Raw genomic sequence first — 14,196 nt, 5'->3', positions numbered from 1 at the left:
TTCCTCCTGTAGCGACTATTATTCTGCTAATTCTTCGTTGTCCAACACGGCCTCTGTATGATCGCACGAGGTGCATTGCAGCTTGGTCCCTTGTTTGTTGCGCTTCTCAACCATCCAGGAATTGCATACAGGGCATGGTTTAATGGATGGTCTATCCCAGGAAACAAAATCACAGCCTGGATACTGATCGCAGCCGTAGAAGACGCGTCCCTTTTTGCTGCGCCGCTCTACAACCTTGCCTTCATGACATTTCGGACAGTTTACTCCGATATCCTTCACGATCGGCTTGGTATTACGGCAATCCGGAAATCCTGAGCATGCCAGAAATTTCCCGAAACGCCCCAGCTTGTAAACCATCGGCTTACCGCATTTCTCGCAGAGTTCGTCGGAGACCTCATCTTCAATCTCGATCTCTTTCATTTCTTCTTCCGCAAAGATTAGCCGCTTCTCGAAAGATTCGTAAAATTGGGCAAGTACCTTCACCCAATCCTCGGCGCCTTCTTCTACATGGTCAAGATCCCCCTCCATATGTGCTGTAAATTCCACATCGAGAATTTCGGGGAAAAACTCCTCCATCTGCTCTATAATCAGCTCACCAAGTTCAGTAGGCATAAATTTCTTCTCTTCGATAGCCACATAACCACGCTTCTGGATCGTTTCCAGCGTTGGTGCATAGGTACTTGGACGCCCAATACCCAGCTCTTCCAGCGTCTTAACAAGACGTGCTTCTGTATATCGCGGTGGAGGCTGTGTGAAATGCTGTTTGGGTTCAATGTCCTGTTTAGTCAGATCATCTCCGGCTTTGAGCGGAGGCAGAAACTTCTCTTCATCTGTTGTTCCATCATCATTACCTTCTACATAAACCTTCATAAAGCCCGGGAAAGAAACCTTCGAGCCTACGGCTCTGAAGACAGCATCGCCTGCGGCGATATCCACGGAGAGCGTATCCAAGAGCGCAGAAGCCATTTGACTGGATACAAAACGCTCCCAGATCAGCTTATACAAGCGGAATTGATCGCGGCTCATATATTCTTTGACGGTCTCCGGCTCGCGGAAAGCTGAAGTAGGGCGGATCGCTTCATGCGCGTCCTGCGAGCCTGCGGCTTTTTTGGAATACTGGCGAGGCGACTCCGGCACAAACTTCTCACCGTATTTTGCCCCAATCAGTTCCTTGGCTTCATCCTGTGCCGTTGTGGACAGCCGGGTGGAGTCAGTACGCATGTAGGTAATTAAACCGACGGTGCCTTCTTTGCCCAGCTCCACACCTTCATAGAGCTGCTGTGCCACGGACATCGTCTTGGCTGCACGAAAGCCCAGTTTACGTGCAGCTTCCTGCTGCAGTGAACTTGTCGTAAACGGTGCAGAAGGGTGGCGCTGCCTCTCCTTCTCTTTCACTTCATTTACTTTGAAAGCGGCGTTCTTGATAGCTTCCAGAACTTCCTGAACATCGCTTTCCTGGCCCAGCTCTTTTTTCACTCCATTCAGCTTATGAAACTTCGCTTCAAAACTGGAGTCACGAATGCCGAGCTTTGCGGTGATGCTCCAATATTCAGTAGGGACGAAAGCGGAAATTTCATTCTCCCGGTCCATAATGATCTTGACTGCAACCGATTGAACCCGTCCGGCCGACAGGCCTTTTTTGACTTTCTTCCATAATAGTGGGCTAATCTTGTAACCGACAAGGCGGTCAAGAATCCGCCGGGCCTGCTGTGCGTTCACAAGATCCATGTTGATTTTGCGGGGTGTCTTAAAAGCATCCTTTACGGCTTGTTTGGTGATTTCATTAAAGACAACACGGCACTCCTCGGTATTATCCAAATCCAGCGCATGCGCCAGATGCCAGGCAATGGCTTCACCTTCACGGTCCGGGTCAGCCGCCAGATAGACTTTTTTCACTTTTTTGCTGGCGTCTTTGAGTTCCTTCAATATGGAACCCTTTCCGCGGATCGTGATATATTTGGGACTGAAATCATTCTCTACTTCCACGCCAATCTGGCTCTTTGGCAAATCTCTGATATGTCCCATTGAGGCCTTTACGATATATTTACTGCCTAAATATTTGCCGATGGTCTTCGCTTTTGCAGGCGATTCGACGATAACTAATGCATCCGCCATAGGTTGTTCCTCCTAAAAGTTTTGTAAGCATAAGCTTCCTAGAACTGCTTCGGGCATATCTGAATCCGAAAGCATACGCTTAACACAATCTCTTCTATATTAAATTACCTTATAAATTGCACCCGGTAATTGTGTTACCGCTTTTTTTATGATTAAAGATAACAGAACTGAATGCAAATGTCCAAAATCCCATCTCGTTCTACCCAACAGCTCATCCAACGTAAATGGGCCTTGATGCAGTATATGGTATAGGTGAGACTCCTCACTTGTCAATTTCTTTTCTGCCAGCTTGTCTCCGTTTTCCGGGTTAAAGAGCTCTTTCTCTCTCTGTTCCACCGACTTTACAGGCAGATAGGATATGTATTCTTCCACGATGTCGTGAGCGCCGGTCACTAATTTTGCCCCTTGTTTGATCAGGTCGTTCGCACCCCGGCTTTTGGGTGAAGTCACTGGACCCGGCACGGCAAAAACATCTCTACCAGCCTCCAGGGCGGCATCGGCAGTAATTAGCGAGCCACTGCGGCTGTCCGCCTCTACGACCACCGTCCCAAGGGCAAGGCCGGCAATAATCCGGTTGCGCTGTGGAAACAAGCCTGGGTGGCTTTTAGTGCCAATCGGATATTCGCTGATTACAAGTCCATCCTGTGCGATTTGATGTTCTAGTTCCCGGTTCTCTAAGGGATAGACCTTATCCAGTCCCGTCGCGACCACCGCAATCGTACTCCCGCATCCACGCAGGGCCGCTTCATGGCATACACTGTCGATTCCCCGGGCCAGTCCGCTCACTACAGTAAGGCCTGCCCCGCTTAGCTGCTCTGAGAGCATCTCCCCCACCTTACGGCCATATGCCGTAGGCACACGGGTACCAACCATGGCAATCGCCGGGCGGGAGGCCAGGGCGAGGCTGCCACGATAGTAGAGCACCCATGGGGGCTGCGGCGTCTCTTTCAGGAGCCCGGGATACTCCTCGTCGAGAAGAGTTACCATTTCTACTCCGCTTTCTTTCATTAGAATGTGACGACAGTGAATCCACTCGGAAGTATATACCGCTTCGAGACGCTGCGACATTTTCCCGCTGATTCCGACACGTTCCCAATCACCGGCACCACAGGTAAAAGCCAAATCCGTCAACATACCCGCTCGACGAATTTTGTCGATACTCTTCCAGCCGATGCCTTCCACTTCATTTAATCCAAACAACAAATATCGCGAATCCATATGCACATTCTCCCTCGTGAGGAAGGTCAGCCTTCCCTATTTTGTGATACCTGTGTCAGAAATGCAAGTTACAGTTCCTTAAACGTCTATACGTCAGCAGATTTGAACGCAAAAAAAGCAACCTTTTATCCCCATGAACAGGAACAAAAGGTTGCTTACCTTTGAACATATTATACACGATGCCCTGCTAAAGAACATACGTATGCTGATAAATATAATAGTAGAAACTTAGCTTCCGGTAAAAGCGCTCAGAATGCCGCGCTCTTCCAGCACACTTACAAGTGTAGAGCCCATTTCTGCCGGAGTAGGAGCCACCTTAATACCGCAGGATTCCAGCACGGCAATTTTTTCGCTGGCCGTCCCTTTTCCTCCGGAAATAATCGCACCTGCATGGCCCATTCGTTTGCCTGGAGGTGCAGTAACCCCACCGATGAACCCAACTACCGGTTTGGTCATATTTTCCTTGATCCATACAGCAGCTTCTTCCTCTGCAGTACCGCCGATTTCTCCGATCATAATGACCGCCTTGGTTCCCGGATCCTCATTAAAAAGCTTGAGAATATCAATAAACTCCGATCCTTTAACCGGATCTCCGCCTATCCCTACTGCCGAAGACTGGCCGATGCCGCGCTCAGTTAGTTGATGCACCGCCTCATAGGTCAGAGTTCCGCTGCGTGAGACAACCCCTACGTACCCCGGAGTATGGATGTAGCCCGGCATAATGCCGATTTTACACTCTCCCGGTGTGATCACACCCGGACAGTTCGGACCAATCAGAACCGTAGAACGACCTTCCATGTAACGCGATACTTTCACCATATCCAGTACCGGGATGCCTTCTGTAATGCAAATGACCAGTTCCAGCCCTGCATCCACTGCTTCCATAATGGAATCGGCAGCAAACGCCGGTGGCACATAGATTACACTCGCAGTTGCCCCGGTCGCTGCCTTGGCTGCTATCACCGTATCAAATACAGGAAGGCTGACCTCACTGCCGTTCTCCAGCGTGATGTTCACCGTCGTGCCGCCTTTGCCCGGTGTAACCCCGCCCACCATTTGCGTGCCGTAATCCAGCGCTCCCTTGGTATGGAACAAGCCCGTCGAACCTGTTATGCCCTGCGTGATGACTTTCGTATTTTTATCTACAAGAATGCTCATGTTTTAGGTCACATCCCTACTTAGTTTGTCGAATACGAGCACTGGCGCTCAAAGGCCCAGCCGCGATTACACAAGAGCAACAATTTTCCGGGCACCATCCGCCATGGAATCGGCAGCAACGATATTCAGTCCGGAACCGGCAAGAATCTGCTTGCCCAGTGCTACATTGGTTCCCTCAAGACGCACGACGAGCGGTTTGGTCAGACCAAGCTGCCGGGCCGCTTCCACGACACCTGTGGCGATAACGTCGCAGCGCATAATTCCACCGAATATATTGACGAAAATCCCGTTCACTTTATCATCAGACAAAATGATTTTAAAAGCTTCGGTAACCTTTTCGGTCGTCGCACCGCCCCCTACGTCCAGGAAATTGGCCGGTTCGCCGCCGTAATATTTAATGATATCCATTGTAGCCATCGCAAGTCCCGCGCCATTGACCATACAGCCGATGTTGCCGTCAAGGGCAATATAACTGAGATCGTATTTCGAGGCTTCAATTTCCTTCCCGTCCTCTTCATCAAGGTCCCGCAGCTCCAGAATATCCTTATGCCGAAACAATGCGTTAGAGTCAAAATTAAGCTTGGCATCCAGAGCCATCACATTCCCGTCAGCTGTAACGACCAGCGGATTAATCTCCGCAATGGAGCAATCCTTATCCACAAAAGCCAAATATAGCGCTTGCATGAACTTGACAGCCTTATTCACCAGTTCTGTCGGAATAGCAATGCTGTACGCCAGTTTGCGGGCCTGGAAAGTCTGCAAGCCTACTGCAGGATCAATGATTTCCTTGAAAATCTTTTCCGGATGAGTGGCCGCTACCTCCTCAATTTCCGTGCCGCCTTCTTCAGAAGCCATCATGACCACCCGGCCGGAGCCACGGTCCACCACGATTCCAATGTAATATTCTTTCACAATCTGGCAGCCTTCTTCAATCAGCAGCCGCTTTACAACCTTGCCTTCAGGACCGGTTTGATGGGTTACCAGTGTCTTGCCAAGAATCTCTCCGGCATAAGACCGGACTTCGTCAAGCGACTTCGCTACCTTTACACCGCCGGCTTTTCCGCGTCCGCCTGCATGAATCTGCGCTTTTACAACCACTACCGGTGTACCCAGCGATACTGCAGCTTCTACTGCTTCCTCCACTGTATAAGCTACTTTTCCGTTCGGTACGGCTACGCCGTACTTCTTAAGTACTTCTTTTCCCTGATACTCGTGGATATTCATACCGGAAGCCTCCTAAAGTGTTGCGGTGGCTTAAACAGGCAGCCTGCAGCCATTCCGCTTTCCGTTTTGATTGTCCAAAGCCGGGTCCAGACCGGTTTATTGCTACATATTCCGGCACAAGCAGAAAACCTAACCGCATCTAATAGAAACGGCATGGCTTCTGCCAGTGACACAAGCTTTGAAATACAGATTTTCATCTATATTTAGCTATATGTCAGAAAAGGAAACCCAGAATATTGTAACATGTTTTAAAAGCGCTTTCCTCAAAAACTTTCACTATTTGCACACACATTTTCGCTTGATTTCATGCCGGAATGCGAACGATTATATTGACATAGCTTTCAAGAGCTATTTAGAGGCATTAATGTTGGCTTCGTGTACACGAGCCAGTAGGTCTTTAAACTGACCCAGCAGAGCAACAAATTCATCTGCCGAGAGCATCGTTCCTTCCGCCATTTTCCCCGGGATGCATGCCGCTTCACCTTGCAGAGCCCAGCCCTTTTCTGTCAGTGAAATTAGAACCTTCCGCTCATCCTGCAAGGAACGCTCACGCAGAATCAAACCAGCTGCCTGCAGCCGTTTCAATAGCGGCGTTAAGGTACCGGAGTCCAAAAACAGGGCTTCGCCCAGTTCCTTAACCGTACACTGCTGTCTTTCCCAAAGCACGATCATTACTAGATACTGGGAGTACGTTAAACCGATCTTGTCCAGGTGAGGCTGGTACAGCTTCGTAAATTCGCGCGAGCAAGCATAGATGGTAAAACAAAGTTGATTATCAAGCATTAGCTCAGGAGTTGTGGTTGTCTTTTGCATTTCTTCTTCACCTGCCTTTATGACATTATTTTATCACAATTCATCCGTAATATCATGTTAATAGCGAAAAATAGATTGACTATTATTTTAATTGTGTTAAATTAAGTTGTGTACAATATATTATCAAATGAACGGGAGCGGATAATAATGATGACTATTCAACAAAAAATGTATGAAACTACAGTTAAAGCAGTAGGCGGAAGAAACGGAACTATTGAGTCGGAAAACCCTAAGCTGGCTCTTACGATTAGCACTCCCCGTGAAATGGGCGGCGCCGGCGGCGAAGGCACAAATCCTGAGCAGCTGTTCGCTGCCGGATATTCCGCTTGTTTTGACAGCGCGTTGAACATGGTGGCCCGGATGGGCAAAGTGAAGATTGAAGGCAGCGAAGTTACCGCTACTGTAAGCTTCGGTAAAGTTGAAGACGGGGGGTTCGGCATCGCTGTGAAGCTTGATGTTCTGGTTAAAGGCGTTGACCATGAAACTGCTGCCCAGCTTGTAGAAGCCGCCCACGGTGCCTGCCCATACTCCCGCGCTACCCGCGGTAACATTGAAGTGGAAATCAACGTACTGTAAAGAATATGCGTCTTCTCGACCATTCTCGAAGTGAGAACAGAACGAGCCGTCCATTGGCTATGGGCGGCTTGTTTGCCGTTAATATCTCTCATCATTCGTAATAGACTATATACTAAAAGTCGCTAGTCCTCTGTCATGATCTGCCTGTCCAGATTGCGGTACTGCACCGCCTCCGCCAGATGTGCAGAAGCAATGTCTGCGGATCCCTCCAGATCGGCAATCGTCCGGGCCAGCTTAATAATCCGGTCATGGGCCCGCATGCTTAAGCCGAGACTTTCCAGAATGGTATGCAGCATCAATGTGCCTTCCCTGCCCAAACTGGCATAACGGCGCAAAGCCGCACCGGATAGTTCGCTGTTCCAGGATATCGGCAGAGCCTTATATCGCTCTGTCTGAATAGCCTGAGCTTTCAGGACCTCTGCGCGCATCACTGCCGAAGATAATGAAGACCCCTCACCGCCCCAATCCTTCGGACGGGGAACATCCACCTGCATATCAATCCGGTCCAGCAGCGGTCCGGAAATCTTAGAGCGGTATTGTGCAATCCGCGCAGGACTGCAGGTGCATCTCTGCTGCAACCCTCCGCTTCCCAAATACCCGCAATGGCAAGGATTCATAGAACAGGCTAGCAAAAATTGGGCGGGAAAAGTAAAAGCAGCGCGGGCACGGCTGATCGTCACTACCCGGTCCTCCAAGGGCTGCCTCAGAACCTCTAGTACATTGCGCGAGAATTCCGGCAGCTCATCCAGAAAGAGAATACCGCGTTGGGCCAAGCTGACTTCACCAGGTTTGGGAATCCCTCCACCACCAATAAGCCCTGCCGCAGAGATAGTATGATGCGGCGAACGGAACGGGCGCCCCCGCAGCAGCCCGCTGTGAGCATCCTTAAGCTTGCCCGCCGCGCTGAAAATTTTGGTCACCTCCAGGGATTCACTGTCATTCAGCGGCGGTAGAATACTAGGAAGCCGTTTGATGAGCATCGTTTTCCCCGTTCCTGGTGGTCCCATCAGGATAATATTGTGCATCCCCGCCGCCGCAATGGTTAAAGCCCGCTTCACATGATTTTGCCCTAGAACATCACTGTAATCCTCCAGCATACCGTTGTCTTCAGTTAAAGCAGATCCTTCATACATCACTGCCGGTATATATTTCAAATGATCCAGCGTAAGCGCCATGACCGGAGGACGCTCGCTGTTCGCAAGACCGCTGCTGACGGAAACCGGAAACGGCAGCGGATTTTGCAGGACAGTCTCCTTTGTCACAGCTACAGCTTCAGCAGCAGACAATCCTATTGGCAGAGAAGATTTAGTTTCGACTGAGCCGCCCGATTCATCAACACCCATTGTATTCACGCTTACAATTTGCTGCTCTACCCCGCTTCTCTTTGCGGTGTCCGCCAGGTTCACTACCGATTCCTGTTCAGGCTGCGGCAGCTGCCGCAAGTGCTCTATAGCATACACTGTGATCCCGCTAATTAAAGCGGCCTCAGCTGCGTTGCCCAATGGCACCAATACAGCACGAAATCCGGTACGCCGCGCTGCCTCTACCATTGGCAACACACCTGTAACAGGTCGCAGGCTGCCGTCGAGCGCCAGTTCGCCGATCAGCAGCAGCTTTTCTGCCTCAGGCATCACCAGTTGGCCGCTTGTCGTCAGAATGCCCAGGGCAATAGCCAGATCGAATGCCGAACCTTCCTTACGCAGATCAGCCGGAGCTAAATTGACCGTAACACGCTGCTGAGGGTAACGATATCCGCAATTTTTGACCGCCGCACGCACTCTTTCCACAGCTTCACGAATAGCAGAATCAGGCAATCCAATGATATTCGTCTGTGGTAAACCGTTGGCCAGATCAATTTCAACACCGATCATCACACCCTCAATCCCATACAGGCAGGCGCTGTGCATTTTTCCATACATAAAAAAAACACCTCTTCTCCTGAAATACGCCCCACATTGAGCGTTGTCTTTTCAAGAAAAAGGGTGCTTCCTCATTTTCCGAGATTATATTATAACTAGTATACAAATGATCTGCAGCCATGCGCAATAGCTGAACGGAGATCACCGTTCCAGCTTATTTGCACAAATGTGAAAGGGCATTTAAAAAGGTGATGAATTAACCTTCTTCACTTACCACCACAGCATCCCTAATTTGCTCAAAAGAGAGCGGTTTGTAGCCCCAATGCTCCACACAAATATTAAAATGATTGTTTCCTTCATATTTCTGCCCATGAATATGACCATGGACATTCACGTAAGGCATATGTTTGTTCATATACATCGGTTCATGTGAAAGAAAGAAGAAATCCTTGTAGATCATCGGATATTCACTAACCTCGTCGAAACCCGCCTCCAGCCACCATTTTCGGCTTCGTCCGCGGTCATGATTGCCGAGAATCAGTATCTTGTAGCCGTTCAGCGAAGACACTATCCCCGTCGTCGCTTCCAGGTTCATAAATGAAAAATCCCCAAGGTGAAATACCGTATCCCCTTCCCCCACCACGGAATTCCAGTTCTCGATCATCGTCCGGTTCATCTCCTCCACACCACTGAAGGGACGTGATTCAAAATCAATAATCAGCTTATGCCCAAAATGGTGGTCTGAGGTAAAAAATACTTTAGACATTTGCGTACACCCAACTTTCACGGAAACTCTTTATATTCTGATTTCCCAATTACGCTGCACTTACTTTTATTTACGCCATTCCCGTTTGTTGGAACGCTGGTTTGCATCCAGTTGAATCAATTCGGCGAGTGGCGGGACTTCTTCATGATCAATAAGCCATTTACGCATTTCCCTAATTGCCTCCACCTGTCCATTGCCCTTATCCCGCCAGGTTAGCAGCTCTATCACTTTAATAACCAGTGACAACAGGCTGCTGCTGTCGCTTTGGCTCTTTTCGGCCCGAATCTTTTGGATAAGTGCCTCATTCTCCCAATCAATCAATATCTCCTCGGCAATGGCTGGCCGCATAACGGTGAAGGTTTTGTTGCATTGGCTGCAGCAGACAACGGATAAAGGCTCTCCGCCTAAATCTACAGCGATCTTCTGTTCACATTCTTGGCATGTAAAACTTACTTGTATATCAAATGGTTGATTCCTCATGCGGACAACCCTCCTCATGGCAGCATTAAAAGTTACAATAATGTTTACCCATTTCCCTTAAGAAATGACCCATGACACGGAAGTAATGTCAAGACATAAGCTCTAATACGGACATTAAATCGACAAAAAACTACTTAAAATGCCTCGCGAATATGCCTTAGAGCAGCGATACTCGTATCGTCATTCAGTAATACTGAAATCACATCAAAGGAGACCTGCCGTTCTTCCTGACCTGTGGCATGCAAATAGACCTCTGCCGTATTGCGCACCTGCCGTATTTTGCGGGTGTTCACAGATTCCTCGGGTGTCCCCTGCTGAGGGTTTCCGCTGCGGCTCCGTACTTCCACGAAGATCAGCCTGCCTTCAAGCTCAGCAATGATGTCAATCTCGCCGCTGCGGCAGCGCCAATTGCATTTTATAATATCGTAACCTTGGGAAGTCAAATACATCACAGCAGCTTGTTCAGCTGCTGTGCCTTTTTGTTTGCGGCTATACCGCCCGCCTGTGCCATTCTCCCTCACTTGAGCCTCCGCTCTCCTGCAGAACGGTCACTCTGGTAGATATAGCTTAGAATCTCCGCCACCAAATGGTACAGCTCAGGAGGAATCTGCTGATCGAGGTCCAACTTCGACAGGACCTCCACCAATGCTGCATCCTCCTGAACGGCAACCCCGTTCTCCTTGGCCCGCTGCAAAATCATATCTGCCACAGCGCCTTGCCCTTTGGCCACAACTACCGGGGCTTCGCTTTGGCCTGGAGTATATTTCAGTGCAACAGCCTTCTTAAGGTTCTGTGAAACTTCATTTGGCTCACTCATATCCGGTAATCGACTCCTTTGTAGGAGTCAGGAACATAGTCTGCCAGCTTGGACACAGTCTTCATACCGGATGCCGCAAGCGAGCCGGGCTCCGGCAAAGGCTCTGTGCGCAAGCTTAAAAGCTGGTAGCCTATTGACTCCACTGCGGATTGGACATCCTCCCGCCGATCCTCCAGCAGTTCAAGTACCCAAGGATCATTATTATGCACCTTGAGGCTTACGATCCGGTCGACCACTTGGACGTCAACCAGCGTCTGTCCCAGCTGCTTCATATCCAAATCGAACCAAAGCCGGCAGTTCGCCGCATCCAGTTCACCCTTGCGGCCACGCCGCGACTGAATATGGACAGAAGCCGTTTCCTGTCCATCCTCGCCCCGCAGCGGCAGAAACAGCGTCACCTGTGCGAACGGTGCCGTACGGTCCGTGTTGAGCAGCAGCTGCTGTCCCGTTAGCTGCTGCACAAGCTGGCCTGCGGCTTCCTTCACCGCAGGCGGCGCATCGCTGCTCATCACCTGCAGCAGCACGCCCTTCAGCGTGTCGGCGGCATCTTCACCCGCCGCCGCACCGCCCTGCAGCGCCGCCAGCGGCAGCGCTGCTTCACGCGTTCCCGCGGCCGCTGTCACAAGCCGCGCCTCTGCGCCGGCTGCGAAGCCGCCGCGCACCGCCTGCTGCTCGTGCTCCGCGCCGAGCAGCTTCAGCACCCGCCCCACCCAGGACTCCGTGTCCTGGGTGGCAGCGGGCCCCGGCTGCGGCGCTGACGCAGCAGCCGGGCTCTCCCCGCGCGGCGCTGACGCCGCGGGGGCCTGGGTTTGCCCCGCCTGCGTCAGCGGGGCTGCATTGCCCTGCGGCGGCGCAGCCGCAGGCGCTGGCACTGCCGCCGGTGGCGCAGCCGCTGGCGTTGACACTGCCGCCGTTGGCGCAGCCAATGCCGCCGGTGGTGGCACTGCCGCCGGTGTTGGTGCCGCCGCTTGCGCCGATGCTGCCGCCGGCATAGAAGCTGCCGTTGGCGCAGGGCTTCCGCCCGCAACGTTAGCGGGCGGCGAAGCGGCGAGCTGCGGCAGTGTGCCGCGCAGCTCGCTGAGCACGCCCTGCAGCTTCGTTAGCAGCGCCGTGCCGGACTGCTGCGCTGCCGGTCCACCGGAATTGCCTGCGGCAGCTTGCGCACGCTCCGGCTGAGCTGCGGTCCCCGGCTTGGCCGCATTCGCCGCAGGCTCCGCCTCTGATCCGGCAGATCCTGCACCGATTCGTACCGCTGCAGGATCTGCTCCACTCTCTTTCAGCCGCGCCGCAGGATTCTGCGTGTCAGCTCCTTCAGCCGAACTCCCTGAAGCCGCATTTGCTGCCTTAGGGAGAACACCCGCGTCGGCAGATTCGTTGTCTGCCGGCACAGCCGCAGCAGTACCTGCCACGTTCTTGGCTGCGGCTTCAGGATTAGTACCTTCGGCTTCGGGTGTGTTCGCGGCCATCGCTGCCGCAGCCTGTTCACCCTTCCCTGCGCCAGCCTGCGCTGCCGTAGACTGCACAGCTGGTTTGGCCCCGTCAGCAGCTTCGTCCGGCATAGCAGAAGCCGCTAGGACAGCTTTAACCGCTGCCGGATCAACATCAAGCTCTCCGCCTGCCACAGCAAGACCAGTACCAGTATTGCCGGTAGAAGAAGGGGCAGCAGATCCGGAATGAGCCGTAAGCTTCTCCGAACCAACTATGGCCTTTCCACCCTCCCCTTCACTTTCCTGCTGCGCCCAGAGCGTAAGCTCCGTTTCAAGCTTGGTCAGCAATTCATGCAGTTTCGGACCAAACACAGCCTGCTGCAGCCCCTTCACACTCTCCGCTGTCACAGGCAGTCCCCGTTTCACCGAGATCACTGCCGCTTCCAGCCACTCCGAAGTAGGCACGCCCTGCGGCTTGGCGTTCATCACCGCATCGAGCTTCGCCGCCGTCTCTTTGGTCAGGGGCAGGCCTCCTGATTGCATGGCCTGAATAATCTCCCGTCCTGCCTTGGAATTTGACAGCCCAAGTGATTCCAGTGCTTCCCCCATGCTCTGAGATGATGCAAGAGCTGATTCGCCAAGGGAGACCGGCTTCAATACGGGCAGCCCGCCCTCACCCGGAGGGGCAACCTGCAGATTTAAGGTTTGTCCAGGCTGCAGCGGAGTTTCCAGCTCCGCACGGACAGGCGTGCCTTGGATCTGTACGACCGCTTCTTTGCCGGATTCCGACACACTGAGGACTACACCACGAACGACCTGGCCTTCCTTCAGTTCCAAAGACTTGGCTTCTCCCGGTTTACTGTCTCCGAGCAATCCTCGAATCAAAGATCCGATATTCATGCCGTTTTCTCCTCCCTTCGTTTAATGTCTTCTTAGTATATCGACATTTGAGTTCTTTTTTTAAAATAACGTCTGCTGCTCCGCCAATATCCGGCTGATGAAGCTCCGCCGGTGCATAGGCGTTGGCCCCAGGGCCACAATTTGCTCGCGGTGAAGCTTGGTCGCGTAGCCTTTATGTATTTTAATCCCATAGTCCGGGTATAATTCCTCCCACAAGCCTTCACAGAGCCGGTCACGGGTCACCTTCGCCACAATGGATGCCGCAGCTATAGATTGACTATTGGCATCTCCTTTAATAATTGAACGCTGAGGAAACGGCAGATCCACTTTTTCTGCATCTATTAGCATGTAATCCGGAGTATGGCTCAAGCCCTCCACCGCCTTCTTCATCGCCAGCCGCGAAGCCTGTTTAATGTTAATTTCATCAATCACCGCAGAGTCAACGTGGCCAACACCAACCGCCAGCGCTTGCTCCATAATGAGCTCAAACAAAACATCTCTCTTCTTGGCGCTCAGCTTCTTTGAATCGTCAACACCCTCTATAATAAGGCCTTCTGGCAATATCACCGCTGCGGCGACAACATCCCCGAACAGACAGCCTCTGCCCACCTCATCTACACCGGCAATCCGGCAAAACGACTGCTCCCAGCCTTCTTTTTCGTATAACAACATATCTGTAGTACTCACTGTTCATCCACCGCCAGTTTCACTTATATTCAATCCTACTGCTGTTTAGCTTATCATATGAAGCCTTCAGGGGGCATCCCTCTTTAAGTTAATAAAATAAATCTGCATAGGACCCATTTCAATCATGCTTCAAAACAAAGACAACAAAAAGAGCCA

Annotated in this window: 13 protein-coding genes; 1 reads left to right on the top strand and 12 read right to left on the bottom strand. The window is 51.5% G+C overall.

The annotated features are described in order from the left end of the window. Positions 1 to 18: 18 nt before the first annotated feature. The 5 genes from topA to NYE29_RS23785 all read right to left on the bottom strand — a co-directional run bounded on the left by topA (position 19) and on the right by NYE29_RS23785 (position 6,528). Positions 19 to 2,115 (bottom strand): type I DNA topoisomerase, encoded by a 2,097-nt coding sequence (topA, locus tag NYE29_RS23805; RefSeq protein WP_076110111.1) that lies wholly within the window; start codon positions 2,113 to 2,115, stop codon positions 19 to 21. A 99-nt stretch (positions 2,116 to 2,214) separates the two neighbouring features. Beyond that, on the bottom strand, positions 2,215 to 3,333 hold the full coding sequence (gene dprA / locus NYE29_RS23800; protein ID WP_340897791.1) for a DNA-processing protein DprA: 1,119 nt from the start codon (positions 3,331 to 3,333) through the stop codon (positions 2,215 to 2,217). A 228-nt stretch (positions 3,334 to 3,561) separates the two neighbouring features. Then, positions 3,562 to 4,491 (bottom strand): succinate--CoA ligase subunit alpha, encoded by a 930-nt coding sequence (sucD, locus tag NYE29_RS23795; protein ID WP_038593560.1) that lies wholly within the window; start codon positions 4,489 to 4,491, stop codon positions 3,562 to 3,564. Positions 4,492 to 4,557: 66 nt separating this feature from the next. Next, positions 4,558 to 5,715, bottom strand: a complete 1,158-nt coding sequence (gene sucC / locus NYE29_RS23790; protein WP_340897790.1) for an ADP-forming succinate--CoA ligase subunit beta — start codon at positions 5,713 to 5,715, stop codon at positions 4,558 to 4,560. Between the two features lie 348 nt (positions 5,716 to 6,063). Further along, complete coding sequence (locus NYE29_RS23785; RefSeq protein ID WP_038593568.1) at positions 6,064 to 6,528, bottom strand: MarR family winged helix-turn-helix transcriptional regulator; 465 nt, start codon at positions 6,526 to 6,528, stop codon at positions 6,064 to 6,066. Positions 6,529 to 6,675: 147 nt separating this feature from the next. On the opposite strand from NYE29_RS23785, the gene NYE29_RS23780 reads away from it, so the two are divergent. After that, on the top strand, positions 6,676 to 7,104 hold the full coding sequence (locus NYE29_RS23780; protein ID WP_076110114.1) for an organic hydroperoxide resistance protein: 429 nt from the start codon (positions 6,676 to 6,678) through the stop codon (positions 7,102 to 7,104). Between the two features lie 122 nt (positions 7,105 to 7,226). On the opposite strand, the gene NYE29_RS23775 is transcribed toward NYE29_RS23780, so the two are convergent. From NYE29_RS23775 to NYE29_RS23745, 7 genes are all read right to left on the bottom strand, one after another. After that, the gene (locus NYE29_RS23775) at positions 7,227 to 9,023 is read right to left on the bottom strand and encodes a YifB family Mg chelatase-like AAA ATPase (protein ID WP_340897789.1); all 1,797 of its coding nucleotides are present in this window, start codon (positions 9,021 to 9,023) and stop codon (positions 7,227 to 7,229) included. A gap of 196 nt (positions 9,024 to 9,219) precedes the next feature. Beyond that, complete coding sequence (locus NYE29_RS23770; protein WP_076110116.1) at positions 9,220 to 9,729, bottom strand: metallophosphoesterase; 510 nt, start codon at positions 9,727 to 9,729, stop codon at positions 9,220 to 9,222. Positions 9,730 to 9,795: 66 nt separating this feature from the next. After that, positions 9,796 to 10,209: a hypothetical protein gene (locus tag NYE29_RS23765; RefSeq protein ID WP_038593581.1), complete on the bottom strand. Its 414-nt coding sequence runs from the start codon at positions 10,207 to 10,209 to the stop codon at positions 9,796 to 9,798. A gap of 134 nt (positions 10,210 to 10,343) precedes the next feature. Further along, positions 10,344 to 10,730, bottom strand: coding sequence for a YraN family protein (locus NYE29_RS23760; protein ID WP_038593584.1), 387 nt, complete (start codon positions 10,728 to 10,730; stop codon positions 10,344 to 10,346). After that, a complete protein-coding gene (locus tag NYE29_RS23755) occupies positions 10,727 to 11,026 on the bottom strand; it encodes an EscU/YscU/HrcU family type III secretion system export apparatus switch protein (RefSeq protein WP_038593587.1) in 300 nt (99 codons plus the stop codon). Before NYE29_RS23755 ends, NYE29_RS23760 begins: the two co-directional genes overlap by 4 nt. After that, a complete protein-coding gene (locus NYE29_RS23750) occupies positions 11,023 to 13,353 on the bottom strand; it encodes a DNA ligase (protein ID WP_340897786.1) in 2,331 nt (776 codons plus the stop codon). Before NYE29_RS23750 ends, NYE29_RS23755 begins: the two co-directional genes overlap by 4 nt. Positions 13,354 to 13,413: 60 nt before the next feature. Next, entirely contained in the window at positions 13,414 to 14,025 is a 612-nt protein-coding gene (locus tag NYE29_RS23745; RefSeq protein WP_038593593.1) for a ribonuclease HII, read from the bottom strand. Positions 14,026 to 14,196 lie beyond the last annotated feature (171 nt).

This window comes from Paenibacillus sp. FSL M7-1046, assembly GCF_038007405.1.
GTDB lineage: Bacteria > Bacillota > Bacilli > Paenibacillales > Paenibacillaceae > Paenibacillus_AQ.
The sequence above is the reverse complement of the archived record's forward strand: the minus strand, read 5'-3'. Positions and strand labels throughout refer to the sequence as shown.